Raw genomic sequence first — 12,715 nt, forward strand, 5'->3', positions numbered from 1 at the left:
AAAAGGCTTGTTTTCTATTTTTTTGCGAATAATCTTGTAATTCCAACAACAAAACGACGGCGGCGCTGTAAATGACTCTTCGAATCGCAATCAATGGTTTTGGCCGTATCGGCCGTAATGTCCTGCGCGCACTGTATACCCAAGGTTATCGTCAGGATCTGCAGATCGTTGCGATCAACGACTTGGGCGACAGCTCAATGAACGCTCACCTGCTCAAGTACGACACCGTTCATGGCACATTCGATGCCGATGTCCAGCACGATCAGGAAAGCCTGACCGTCAACGGCGACCGTATTGCGGTCAGTGCCATTCGCAACCCGGCCGAATTGCCTTGGGCCGCGGAAAAGGTCGACGTCGTTTTCGAATGCACCGGTCTGTTCACCGACCGCGCCAAAGCTGCCGCGCATATTACGGCCGGCGCACGCAAAGTGATTATCTCGGCCCCGGCCAAAGGCGCCGATGCCACCGTGGTTTATGGGGTTAACCACGACATCCTGCGCCAATCGCACCAGATCATTTCCAACGCCTCGTGCACCACCAACTGCCTGGCGCCGGTGGCTCAGGTGCTGCACCGCGAGCTGGGCATCGAAAGCGGTCTGATGACCACCATCCATGCCTACACCAACGACCAGAACCTGACCGACGTCTACCACACCGACCCGTACCGTGCCCGTTCGGCCACCCAGAACATGATCCCGAGCAAGACCGGTGCCGCTGAAGCGGTGGGCCTGGTGCTGCCGGAACTGGCGGGCAAACTGACCGGCATGGCGGTGCGTGTTCCGGTGATCAACGTGTCGCTGGTGGACCTGACCGTGCAGCTCAAGCGTGAAGCGTCGGCCGATGAAGTCAACGCGATGCTCAAACAAGCCAGCCAGCACTCGAAAATTCTCGGCTACAACACCCTGCCGCTGGTCTCCAGCGACTTCAACCACAACCCGCTGTCGTCGATCTTCGACGCCAACCACACCAAGTCCAGCGGCAAGCTGCTCAAAGTGCTGGCCTGGTACGACAATGAGTGGGGCTTCTCCAACCGCATGCTCGATAACTGCCTGGCGCTCTGCAACGCAGAATAAACAGCTACGTCGACACGGCCCCCGTAGGAGCTGCCGAAGGCTGCGATCTTTTGATCTTGATCTTCTCTGGATCGCTGAAATCAGGATCAAAAGATCGCAGCCTTCGGCAGCTCCTACGGGTATGTGAAACGCCGGAAGATGCGTCGGTACCGGCGCATTACGCCTGGGAGAAGCAAGCGATGATCGGTATCAGCTTTACGCAAAGAACCCTGGCAGCGCGCAAGCGTATTGCCTTGGTTGCCCACGACCACTGCAAGGTATTTTTGCTCGACTGGGCCGAGCGGCAGAAAGACAAACTCGCGCAACATGAACTGGTCGCCACCGGCACGACGGGGTTGTTGTTGCAACAACGCCTCGACCTGCCTGTGGAAAGCATGATCAGCGGTCCGCTGGGCGGCGACCAGCAACTCGGCGCGCGAATCGCCGAGCAGCGGGTCGACATGCTGGTGTTCTTCTGGGACCCGTTCGAACCGCAACCCCACGACCCGGACATCAAGGCGCTGCTGCGGGTCGCAGCGGTGTGGAATATCCCGGTGGCCTGCAACGAGTGCAGCGCCGACTACCTGCTCAGCAGCCCGTTGATGGATCAGGCTCACGAACACCGCATCCCGGATTACGCGACCTATTTGCTAGGTCGTGGATGAAGCGTGACCAGTACCGGGCGTAGCAACAATCACAAATCCTTGTGGGAGCTGGCTTGCCTGCGATGGCGGTGTGTCAGCCGAATCTCTGTTGGCTGATACACCGCCATCGCAGGCAAGCCAGCTCCCACAGAGTAGGGTATTCGGCCGGCAACCGGCGTTTTCATCTAATCGAGCGGTATTTTGAACTATGCTCGGGCTCTCGCTCCGGAGGGCCTTCGATGACTGATTTACTCACGTCCATTCAAGCCGCACTCGGCTTGCCGCATTCCCCAATCCCGTTTACCTCGAAGGGCGCCCTGCCCTCGGCGTTTGCCGTCACCGACCTTGCCTGCGCAAGCATTGCCGCTGCCGGCCAGGCTGTCAGTGAGTGGCTGCAACAACGCACTGGCCGTTTGCCTGCTCTTGAAGTCGACCGCCGCCTGGCGTCGTTCTGGTTCGCGACGTCGATCCGTCCCTTGGGCTGGAGTGTTCCACCGTTATGGGACCCGGTTGCCGGTGACTACGCAACCAAGGACGGCTGGATCCGCCTGCACACCAACGCGCCTCATCATCGTGCCGCCGCTGAAAGTGTGCTCGGTGCCTGTGTCGACCGCACTGCAATGGCGAACAAGGTGGCGCGATGGGAGAAGTGCGATCTGGAACAGGCGGTAGTCGATGCCGGCGGTTGCGCGGCCGAAATGCGCAGCTGGGCCCAATGGCAAACGCATCCCCAAGGTTTGGCGGTGAATGCCGAGCCGTTGATTCAGTTCAGCGCCGACAGTGGCGAAAACGCAAAGCCGTGGCGGGGTTCGGTGGCGCAACCGCTGGCGGGTATCAGGGTGCTGGATTTGACCCGTGTGTTGGCCGGCCCCATTGCCAGCCGTTTTCTCGCGGGCCTGGGCGCCGATGTGTTGCGCATCGACCCACCGACCTGGAACGAACCGGGCGTGGTACCGGAAGTCACCTTGGGCAAACGCTGTGCGCGCCTTGACCTGCACGACAAGACTGATCGCGCGGTGTTCGAAAGCCTGCTCAAGGACGCCGACATCCTGCTCCACGGCTACCGCGCCGATGCACTGGAAACGTTGGGTTACGGCGTCGCCGTGCGGCAAAGACTGGCACCCGGCCTGATTGATGTGTGCCTCAACGCCTACGGTTGGGGCGGCCCCTGGCAGAACCGTCGAGGGTTCGACAGCTTGGTACAAATGAGCAGCGGGATTGCCGAAGCGGGGATGCAGTGGAAGAAAACGAACCAGCCGACGCCGCTGCCGGTGCAGGCGCTTGATCATGCCACTGGATATTTGATGGCAGCGGCGGCGATCACGTTATTGGAACGTGGCGGGTCGGCCAAGTTGTCGTTGGCACGGACCGCCAAGTTGCTGATTGAGCATGGCGCGGGGACCGATGAGCCGTTGCGGGCGGAGGATGACAAGGATCAAGGGCTGTTGATCGAGCAGACACCTTGGGGCCCGGCCCATCGGTTGAAGGTGCCACTGAAAATCACCGGGACACCGCTGCAGTGGGCACTGCCGGCCGGGGAATTGGGTTCCCATCGCGCGCAGTGGTGGTGACCCTTCGCGAGCAAGCCCGCTCCCACATGTGATCGCATTCCTCCAAGGAAACTCGTTCACTGTGGGAGCGGGCTTGCCCGTGAAGAGGCCCGGGAATTGACTACACCTCTCAGCTCAGCTCAATCCAGTCGGCTCAACGATGTCCAAAGCACCCGCGCCGCCTATTCTCGACAGGCTCACAACGACAACAATCCGCTGTACAACCCATAGGCCGCCAACCCCGCCCCGGCAACCACACAGCTGAAAATGCCTTTCTCCACCAACGTAAACAGCGGTTTGCCCTGCTCCCGCTTGGCCTGGGCAAACAGGATCACCCCCGGCGCATACAACAACGCCGAGAGCAGCAGGTATTTCACGCCGCCGGCATACAACAACCAAACCGCATAACACAGGGCAATACCGCCGACCAGCAAGTCTTTCGTGCGCTCGGCCGAAGCATGCTCATAGGTTTCCCCTCGCCCGCTCAACAACACCGCATACGCCGCCGACCACAGATACGGCACCAGAATCATCGATGAGGCAAGGTAGATCAGGCTGGTGTAAGTACCGGCGGAAAACAGCGTGATCAGCAGAAAAATCTGGATCATCACGTTGGTCAGCCACAGTGCGTTGACTGGCACATGGTTGGCGTTCTCTTTTTTCAGGAAGGCTGGCATCGTCTTGTCTTTCGCGGTAGCGAAGAGGATTTCGGCGCACAGCAATGCCCAGGACAGCAAGGCGCCCAATAGCGAAATAGCCAGGCCGATGCTGATCAGCAGCGCGCCCCAAGGGCCGACGATATGTTCCAGCACTGCCGCCAGCGACGGGTTCTGCAAGGTGGTCAGTTCCGGCTGGCTCATGATGCCGAGGGACAACAGGTTCACCAGCACCAGCAGCGCCAACACACCGACAAAACCGATGACCGTCGCCCGGCCCACGTCCGAACGTTTCTGCGCCCTGGCCGAGTACACGCTGGCGCCTTCGATACCGATGAAGACGAAAACGGTCACCAGCATCATGTTGCGCACCTGGTCCATCACACCGCCGAAATTCGGGTTGCTGCGTCCCCAGATGTCGCGAGTAAAGATGTCCGCCTTGAAGGCTACGGCGGCAATCACGACGAACATGATCAGCGGCACGATCTTGGCCACGGTGGTCAGTTGATTGATGAACGCCGCTTCCTTGATTCCGCGCAGCACCAGAAAATGCACCGCCCACAGCAAAACCGACGCGCAGCCGATGGCGATGGGTGTATTGCCCTGGCCAAAGGCCGGAAAGAAATAACCGAGGGTACTGAACAGCAAGACAAAATAACCGACGTTGCCCAGCCAGGCGCTGATCCAGTAGCCCCAGGCCGACGAAAACCCCATGTAATCGCCGAAACCGGCTTTGGCGTAGGCGTACACCCCGGAGTCGAGTTCTGGCTTGCGATTGGCCAGGGTCTGAAACACGAAGGCCAGGGTCAGCATGCCCACAGCAGTGATCGCCCAACCAATCAATATCGCTCCGACCTCGGCCCGCGCTGCCATGTTTTGCGGTAAGGAAAAAATCCCGCCGCCAATCATCGATCCCACCACCAAAGCGATCAGCGCATTCAGACGAAGCTTTTGCGTCGGTTGCGACATTCAGGCGTCTCCATTATTCCGCCGCTCCATTGCGGCGAGACCTCACATAATCGTTTATTAACTAAATGGATAAAGCGTAATAACGTTATCCCTTAGCGTCACGCCGGTTTATTTATAACTGATCGTGCTTTCACAACCGCCCGGAAATAGCGGTTGTGATGGGAGATCTTAATAAATCCATATCACTGAAAAATCAACGACCCCCTACCTTGCCAAAACAAAAAAACCAACTAGCGTTTATAACTGATCGGGATGCGCTTTATTTCTTTCACTTTTATTCCAAGCCTCAGGATGGGCTTTCCAGGCATTAAGCCTTTTGCCAGTAAAAGGCTTATAAATCATTAATTAACAATGGAATGTGATCATGCATTGATTTAAGTCAGATGATGGAAAAGCGAACGAATTTAATCTGTTTTTCTCTTTCGCCTGCACTGGAGTCATGCATGTCTGAATCCCCCGGTAAGTTGCGATTAGGCGCCCTGGTTGCGCTGGTAGTCGGCTCGATGATCGGTGGCGGGATTTTCTCGCTCCCCCAAAACATGGCCGCCAGTGCCGACGTCGGCGCCGTTCTTATTGGTTGGGCAATCACCGCCGTCGGCATGTTGACCCTGGCCTTCGTGTTCCAGACCCTGGCCAATCGCAAGCCAGATCTGGACGGCGGGGTGTACGCCTACGCCAAAGCCGGTTTCGGCGACTACATGGGTTTCTCGTCCGCCTGGGGCTACTGGATCAGCGCCTGGCTGGGCAACGTCGGCTATTTCGTCTTGCTGTTCAGCACCCTCGGCTACTTCTTTCCCATTTTTGGCGAGGGCAATACCGTTGCGGCCGTGATCGGCGCGTCGCTGCTGCTGTGGGGGGTGCATTTCCTGGTATTGCGCGGAATCAAGGAAGCAGCGTTCATCAACCTGATAACCACCGTCGCCAAAATCGTACCGCTGCTGCTGTTTGTCCTGATCGCGATTTTCGCCTTCAAACTGGAGATCTTCACCGCCGACATCTGGGGCCTGAAAAACCCGGATCTGGGCAGCGTGATGAACCAGGTGCGCAACATGATGCTGGTCACCGTCTGGGTGTTCATCGGCATCGAAGGCGCGAGCATCTTCTCGGCCCGCGCGGAAAAACGCAGCGACGTGGGTAAAGCCACCGTCATCGGTTTCATCACCGTGCTGCTGTTTTTGGTGCTGGTGAACGTGCTGTCGCTGGGCATCATGACCCAGCCGGAACTGGCCAAACTGCAGAATCCGTCCATGGCCGCGGTGCTGGAACACGTGGTCGGGGATTGGGGCGCGGTGCTGATCAGCGTCGGTCTGATCATCTCGTTGCTCGGCGCGCTGCTGTCGTGGGTGTTGTTGTGTGCGGAGATCATGTTCGCCGCCGCCAAGGACCACACCATGCCGGCCTTTTTGCGCCGCGAAAACGCCAACCATGTGCCGGTCAATGCGTTGTGGCTGACCAACGCCATGGTCCAGCTGTTCCTGATCATCACGCTGTTCTCGGCCAGTACGTATTTGTCGCTGATCTACCTCGCCACATCGATGATTCTGGTGCCGTACCTCTGGTCGGCGGCGTACGCGCTGCTGCTGGCGGTACGCGGCGAGAGTTATGAAAACGCTGCGGCCGAGCGCAGGAAAGACCTGTTCATCGGCGCCATCGCATTGATCTACGCGGTCTGGCTGATCTATGCCGGCGGGGTCAAATACCTGCTGCTCTCCGCCCTGCTCTATGCGCCCGGCGTAATCCTGTTCGCCAAGGCCAAGCTTGAAGTCAACAAACCGGTTTTCACCAACGTCGAGAAGCTGATTTTCACCGCCGTAGTCGTGGGCGCCCTGGTGGCAGCTTACGGGCTGTATGACGGCTTCCTGACCCTGTAACACGCGACTCATCTGTCATCTGGAGGATCACTGTAATGACCACCGAAAAAGTTAAGTACGGCGTCCATTCCGAAGCCGGCAAGCTACGCAAAGTCATGGTTTGCTCCCCCGGCCTGGCCCATCAGCGGCTGACCCCGAACAACTGCGATGAACTGCTTTTCGACGATGTGCTGTGGGTGGCTCAAGCCAAGCGTGACCATTTCGACTTCGTCACCAAAATGCGCGAGCGCAACGTCGACGTGCTGGAAATGCACAACCTGCTGACCGACATCGTTGCAATTCCTGAAGCATTGAACTGGATCCTGGAGCGCAAGATCACCGCCAATTCGGTGGGCCTGGGTCTGGTCAATGAAACCGCTTCCTGGCTGCGCAGCCTGGAGCCGCGCAAGATCGCCGAGTTCCTGATTGGCGGTGTTTCGGCCGATGACCTGCCGGACAGTTTTGGCGGCAAGACCATCCAGATGTTCCGCGAATTTCTCGGTCATTCCAGCTTCATTCTGCCGCCGTTGCCCAATACACAATTCACCCGCGACACCACCTGCTGGATCTATGGCGGCGTGACGCTCAACCCGATGTACTGGCCGGCGCGTCGCCAGGAAACCCTGCTGACCACCGCCATCTACAAATTCCACCCGCAGTTCACCAACGCCGATTTCCAGATCTGGTACGGCGATCCGGATCAGGACCATGGCAGCGCCACCCTTGAAGGCGGCGACGTGATGCCGATCGGCAACGGCGTGGTGCTGATCGGCATGGGCGAGCGTTCGTCCCGCCAGGCCATCGGCCAATTGGCGGTCAACCTGTTCAAGAACAAAGCCGTCGAACGGGTGATCGTCGCCGGCCTGCCGAAGTCCCGCGCCGCGATGCACCTGGACACCGTGTTCAGCTTCTGCGACCGCGACCTGGTGACCATTTTCCCGGAAGTGGTGAGCCAGATCGTCGCCTTCAGCCTGCGTCCTGACGAAAGCAAACCGGGCGGCGTCGACGTTCGACGCGAAGAAACCAGCTTCCTCGACACCGTGGCCAAGGCCCTCAACCTGCCGGCGTTGCGCGTGGTGGAAACCGGCGGCAACGCCTTCGCCGCCGAACGGGAGCAATGGGACGACGGCAACAACGTGGTGGCCGTGGAACCCGGCGTGGTGATCGGTTACGACCGCAACACCTATACCAACACCCTGCTGCGCAAGGCCGGTGTGGAGGTCATCACCATCAGCGCCGGTGAACTCGGTCGCGGGCGTGGCGGCGGCCATTGCATGACCTGCCCGATCATTCGTGACCCTATCGACTATTAACCTGCGAACCCTGGCCGCCGCTTATCCCGCGCGGCCCGGGGGATAACCGATACCCGAGGAGATCCACTCATGGCTTTCAACATGCGCAACCGCAGCCTGCTGAGTTTGATGCACCACACCACTCGCGAGCTGAACTACCTGCTTGACCTGTCCCGTGACCTCAAGCGCGCCAAGTACACCGGCACCGAGCGTCCGCACCTGCAAGGCAAGAACATCGCGCTGATCTTCGAAAAAACCTCGACCCGCACCCGCTGCGCCTTCGAAGTCGCGGCCCATGACCAGGGCGCCCACGTCACCTACATCGACCCGGTGTCGTCGCAGATCGGCCACAAGGAAAGCATGAAAGACACCGCCCGCGTGCTGGGGCGGATGTTCGACGCCATCGAGTACCGTGGCTTCGAACAGGAAATCGTCGAAGAGCTGGCCAAATTCGCCGGCGTGCCGGTGTTCAACGGCCTGACCGCTGAATTCCACCCGACGCAGATGATCGCCGACACCCTGACCATGCGTGAGCACAGCGACAAGCCGCTGCACGACATCAGCTACGCCTACCTCGGCGATGCCCGCTACAACATGGGTAATTCGCTGTTGATGATCGGCGCCAAACTCGGCATGGACGTGCGCATCGCCGCACCGAAAGCGCTGTGGCCACATCAGGACTTCATCGATCAGTGCAAGGCCTTCGCCGAGGAGAGCGGCGCGCGCATCACCATCACCGAAGACCCGAAAGAAGCGGTCAAGGACGTGGACTTCATCCACACCGACATCTGGGTGTCGATGGGCGAGCCGGTGGAGGCGTGGGATGAGCGCATCGAGCAACTGCTGCCTTACCAGGTCAACGCCGAGATGATGAAGGCCTCGGGCAACCCGCGGGTGAAATTCATGCATTGCCTGCCGGCGTTCCACAACAGTGAAACCAAGGTCGGCAAGGACATCGCCGCGCGCTATCCGCACCTGGCCAACGGCGTCGAAGTGACCGAAGACGTCTTCGAGTCGCCGGCCAACATCGCCTTCGAGCAAGCGGAAAACCGCATGCACACCATCAAGGCGATTCTGGTCTCGGCGCTGGCGGATATTTAAAGACTGACGCGGTGATCGTTCCTACGCTCTCCGCTGATCGTTCCCACGCTCTGCGTGGGAATGCATCCGGTGACGCTCCGCGTCACATGGGACGCAGAGCGTCCCGGGCGGCATTCCCACGGGGACCGTGGGAACGATCAGCAATGGAACGATCATCGTGTTGTTCGCTCCCTCTCTGAAAGGACTGCATTATGCGTATCGTCGTTGCTCTGGGCGGTAACGCCCTGCTCCGCCGGGGTGAACCGATGACCGCTGACAATCAGCGCGCCAACATCCGGATCGCCACCGAACAGATCGCCAAGATCCATCCCGGCAACCAATTGGTCATTGCCCACGGCAATGGCCCACAGGTCGGATTGCTGTCATTGCAGGCCGCTGCCTACACCTCGGTTTCGCCGTATCCGCTGGACGTGCTCGGCGCCGAAACCGAAGGCATGATCGGCTACATCATCGAACAGGAACTGGGCAACCTGCTGGACTTCGAAGTCCCGTTCGCAACCTTGCTGACCCAGGTCGAGGTCGACGCCAACGACCCGGCATTCCAGGCCCCCAGCAAACCCATCGGCCCGGTCTATACCAAGGCCGAAGCGGAAAAACTCGCGGTCGAAAAAGGCTGGGCGATTGCGCCGGACGGAGACAAGTTCCGCCGTGTGGTGGCCAGCCCCAGACCCAAACGCATCTTCGAAATCCGCCCGATCAAGTGGCTGCTGGAAAAAGGCAGCATCGTGATCTGCGCCGGCGGTGGCGGCATCCCGACGATGTACGGCGCCAGCGGAAAACTGCAAGGCGTGGAAGCGGTGATCGACAAGGACCTGTGTTCGGCGCTGCTGGCCGAACAGCTTGAAAGCGATCTGTTGGTGATCGCCACCGACGTCAATGCAGCGTTCATCGACTTCGGCAAACCCACCCAGAAAGCCATCGCCCAGGCCCACCCCGATGAGATGGAAAAACTCGGCTTCGCCGCCGGCTCCATGGGACCGAAGGTCCAGGCCGCCTGCGAGTTCGCCCGCCATACTGGAAAAACCGCGGTGATCGGTTCACTCTCGGACATCGAAGCGATCGTCCAGGGCAAGGCCGGCACGCGTATCAGTACCGCGACACCTGGCATAACTTACTTTTAAGGAGAGACATCAATGGCAACGTTTGAGCCCGGTCATCTGCACATCGAACGCCACGCGCTGACCCCTGATGATGTCAACTACAACGTGCACCTGGACTATGAAGTCTCGCAGGATCCCAAGAAAGGCAAAGGGATTCTGTTCACCATGCACGGCAGCATGCAGGGAAAAGACATGACGGAGACCTTCTTCTTGCCCAAGGAGGAGGCTTACAACTTCGCCAACAACGTGACGAAAATCGCCGAGAAGTACGGAATCCCGAAGACACACAGCCAGATCGGCTCGATACACAAGCATTACGATCTGATGTTTGAAGACATTCGGCAGCAGTTGAACATGAAATCCGGCGACCCGGTAAACCCCGAGCATTTCGAATAACTTGTGGGAGCGAGCCTGCTCGCGATGACGGACTTTCATTCGCTATGGAAACCGACTGAAAAGACCGCAACACACGACCTGTAGGAGCGAGGCTTGTCCGCGAAGCTTTTAGCGGTCTTGATGGCCTCTTCGCGGGCAAGTCGGATCGCCGCACCACTCGCTCCTGCAAATTAGCACGTGCATTTCACCTCAGGCCCGCCCCAAGGCATACTTGCCACCCTCCGCACTCCAGAACCCAACCGCCCCATGCGTATCCACGTCAGCTTCATCGACCGCGTCGGCATCACCCAGGAAGTCCTGGCCTTGCTGGGTGGGCGCAATCTCAATCTGGATGCGGTGGAAATGGTTCCGCCCAACGTCTACATCGACGCGCCGACATTGAGCCCGACAGTGCTCGAAGAATTGCGCGATGCGTTGTTCAGCGTACGCGGCGTGCAAGCGGTGACGGTGGTCGACATCCTTCCCGGCCAGCGCCGTCACTTGCAGCTCGATGCGTTGCTCGCCGCCATGACCGACCCGGTATTGGCACTGGACAGTGCCGGCAAGGTGCTGCTGGCCAACCCGGCGCTGATCGCCCTGTACGGCCGCGAACCGGCGGGTGAAAGCATCAGCGAGCTATTTGCCGACCCGGCGCTGCTCGACGCATTGCTGGAAAACGGCTTCCGCCTGCCGCTGCGCGAGATCACCGTCAATGGCCAGACCCTGCTGCTGGACGCCACGCCGATCACCGACGCCGGCGCCTTGCTGACCCTGTATCAACCGAACCGCATCGGTGAACGCCTCTCGGCGCTGCACCACGACCACGCCGAAGGCTTCGATGCCCTGCTCGGCGAATCCCCGGCGATCCGCACACTCAAGGCTCGCGCCCAACGGGTTGCGGCCCTCGATGCGCCGTTGCTGATTCAGGGCGAGACCGGCACCGGCAAAGAACTGGTAGCCCGCGCCTGCCACGCCATCAGCGCCCGCCACGGCTCGCCGTTCCTGGCCTTGAACTGCGCGGCACTGCCGGAAAACCTCGCCGAAAGCGAGCTGTTCGGCTATGCCCCCGGCGCCTTCACCGGCGCGCAACGGGGCGGCAAACCGGGGCTGATGGAACTGGCCAACCAGGGCACGGTATTTCTCGACGAGATCGGTGAAATGTCACCGTACTTACAGGCGAAACTGCTGCGCTTTCTCAACGACGGCAGCTTCCGACGGGTTGGTGGCGATCGCGAAGTGAAGGTCAATGTGCGGATCCTCAGCGCGACTCACCGCGATCTGGAAAAAATGGTCAGCGAAGGCACCTTCCGCGAAGACCTGTTTTATCGCCTCAATGTGCTGAATGTCGAAGTCCCGCCGTTGCGCGAGCGAGGCCAGGACATTCTGCTGCTGGCGCGCTACTTCATGCAGCAGGCCTGCGCTCAAATCCAGCGCCCGGTCTGTCGACTGGCGCCGGGCACTTATCCGGCACTGCTGGACAATCGCTGGCCGGGGAACGTGCGGCAATTGCAGAACGTAATCTTCCGTGCCGCGGCGATTTGCGAAAGCAGCCTGGTGGACATCGGCGACCTCGACATCGCTGGCACCTCCGTGGCGCGCCAGAGCGACAACGAGGTCGACAGCCTTGAACAGGCCATGGAGGAGTTCGAGAAAACCCTGCTGGAAAAGCTCTACGTCAGCTACCCCTCGACCCGCCAACTGGCCAGCCGCCTGCAAACCTCCCACACCGCGATCGCCCATCGGTTGCGTAAGTACGGCATACCCAACAAACCGTAAGGCTTGTGGCTGAACACAATCCCCTCAACACACACAAAACCCTGTGGGAGCGGGCTTGCCCGCGATGGCTTTCTAACATTCGGCAGAGAGGTTGAATGTATTGGCTCCATCGCGGGCAAGCCCGCTCCCACAGGTTCTGCGCTACTTTTCAAAATCATCTTCAAAAACGACCTCCATCTGTACTGAAAGCGCTACAGTGGAATGAAATCGCTACACGATCCCCTGATCGCCGCTGTGCAAGGCTTTGATCCACCTCAGCTTTTTTCTTCAGTCTGTGCTGTAGCGATTTCGCTACAGCAAGTCCTTCTCCCTCTTCCACAAAAACAAATAACTTATTGATTTATAAGGAA

At 59.4% G+C, this 12,715-nt stretch carries 10 protein-coding genes; 9 read left to right on the plus strand and 1 reads right to left on the minus strand.

Annotated features, from left to right (window positions below; genetic code table 11):
- Positions 1 to 71: 71 nt before the first annotated feature.
- The 3 genes from gap (at position 72) to BZL43_RS09985 (ending at position 3,267) form a co-directional block, all read left to right on the plus strand.
- On the plus strand, positions 72 to 1,073 hold the full coding sequence (gene gap, locus BZL43_RS09975) for a type I glyceraldehyde-3-phosphate dehydrogenase (protein WP_095632155.1): 1,002 nt from the start codon (positions 72 to 74) through the stop codon (positions 1,071 to 1,073).
- A gap of 179 nt (positions 1,074 to 1,252) precedes the next feature.
- Positions 1,253 to 1,717, plus strand: coding sequence for a methylglyoxal synthase (locus tag BZL43_RS09980; protein ID WP_095632156.1), 465 nt, complete (start codon positions 1,253 to 1,255; stop codon positions 1,715 to 1,717).
- A 218-nt stretch (positions 1,718 to 1,935) separates the two neighbouring features.
- Positions 1,936 to 3,267 (plus strand): CoA transferase, encoded by a 1,332-nt coding sequence (locus BZL43_RS09985; protein WP_095632157.1) that lies wholly within the window; start codon positions 1,936 to 1,938, stop codon positions 3,265 to 3,267.
- Between the two features lie 176 nt (positions 3,268 to 3,443).
- Here the strand turns inward: BZL43_RS09985 and arcD (BZL43_RS09990) are convergent, their stop codons facing one another.
- Positions 3,444 to 4,871, minus strand: coding sequence for an arginine-ornithine antiporter (arcD, locus tag BZL43_RS09990; protein WP_095632158.1), 1,428 nt, complete (start codon positions 4,869 to 4,871; stop codon positions 3,444 to 3,446).
- Between the two features lie 443 nt (positions 4,872 to 5,314).
- On the opposite strand from arcD (BZL43_RS09990), the gene arcD (BZL43_RS09995) reads away from it, so the two are divergent.
- The 6 genes from arcD (BZL43_RS09995) to BZL43_RS10020 all read left to right on the plus strand — a co-directional run bounded on the left by arcD (BZL43_RS09995) (position 5,315) and on the right by BZL43_RS10020 (position 12,365).
- A complete protein-coding gene (arcD, locus tag BZL43_RS09995) occupies positions 5,315 to 6,742 on the plus strand; it encodes an arginine-ornithine antiporter (protein ID WP_095632159.1) in 1,428 nt (475 codons plus the stop codon).
- Between the two features lie 35 nt (positions 6,743 to 6,777).
- Positions 6,778 to 8,034, plus strand: a complete 1,257-nt coding sequence (arcA, locus tag BZL43_RS10000; protein WP_095632160.1) for an arginine deiminase — start codon at positions 6,778 to 6,780, stop codon at positions 8,032 to 8,034.
- Between the two features lie 69 nt (positions 8,035 to 8,103).
- Complete coding sequence (locus tag BZL43_RS10005) at positions 8,104 to 9,114, plus strand: ornithine carbamoyltransferase (RefSeq protein WP_007903335.1); 1,011 nt, start codon at positions 8,104 to 8,106, stop codon at positions 9,112 to 9,114.
- Positions 9,115 to 9,305: 191 nt separating this feature from the next.
- Complete coding sequence (arcC, locus tag BZL43_RS10010) at positions 9,306 to 10,235, plus strand: carbamate kinase (RefSeq protein WP_095632161.1); 930 nt, start codon at positions 9,306 to 9,308, stop codon at positions 10,233 to 10,235.
- A 12-nt stretch (positions 10,236 to 10,247) separates the two neighbouring features.
- The gene (locus BZL43_RS10015; protein WP_095632162.1) at positions 10,248 to 10,610 is read left to right on the plus strand and encodes a DUF5064 family protein; all 363 of its coding nucleotides are present in this window, start codon (positions 10,248 to 10,250) and stop codon (positions 10,608 to 10,610) included.
- 246 nt (positions 10,611 to 10,856) lie between these two features.
- Entirely contained in the window at positions 10,857 to 12,365 is a 1,509-nt protein-coding gene (locus BZL43_RS10020; protein ID WP_095632163.1) for a sigma-54-dependent transcriptional regulator, read from the plus strand.
- The last annotated feature ends 350 nt before the right edge of the window (positions 12,366 to 12,715 follow it).

This window comes from Pseudomonas sp. PICF141 (genome assembly GCF_002286815.1).
In the GTDB taxonomy this organism is placed as follows: domain Bacteria; phylum Pseudomonadota; class Gammaproteobacteria; order Pseudomonadales; family Pseudomonadaceae; genus Aquipseudomonas.

Coding starts and splice junctions, on each gene's coding strand:
- arcA (WP_095632160.1), top strand. CDS start 6,778: ATGACCACCGAAAAAGTTAAGTACGGCGTCCATTCCGAAGCCGGCAAG.
- BZL43_RS09980 (WP_095632156.1), top strand. CDS start 1,253: ATGATCGGTATCAGCTTTACGCAAAGAACCCTGGCAGCGCGCAAGCGT.
- BZL43_RS10015 (WP_095632162.1), top strand. CDS start 10,248: ATGGCAACGTTTGAGCCCGGTCATCTGCACATCGAACGCCACGCGCTG.
- BZL43_RS10020 (WP_095632163.1), top strand. CDS start 10,857: ATGCGTATCCACGTCAGCTTCATCGACCGCGTCGGCATCACCCAGGAA.
- gap (WP_095632155.1), top strand. CDS start 72: ATGACTCTTCGAATCGCAATCAATGGTTTTGGCCGTATCGGCCGTAAT.
- arcD (WP_095632159.1), top strand. CDS start 5,315: ATGTCTGAATCCCCCGGTAAGTTGCGATTAGGCGCCCTGGTTGCGCTG.
- arcD (WP_095632158.1), bottom strand. CDS start 4,871: ATGTCGCAACCGACGCAAAAGCTTCGTCTGAATGCGCTGATCGCTTTG.
- BZL43_RS09985 (WP_095632157.1), top strand. CDS start 1,936: ATGACTGATTTACTCACGTCCATTCAAGCCGCACTCGGCTTGCCGCAT.
- arcC (WP_095632161.1), top strand. CDS start 9,306: ATGCGTATCGTCGTTGCTCTGGGCGGTAACGCCCTGCTCCGCCGGGGT.
- BZL43_RS10005 (WP_007903335.1), top strand. CDS start 8,104: ATGGCTTTCAACATGCGCAACCGCAGCCTGCTGAGTTTGATGCACCAC.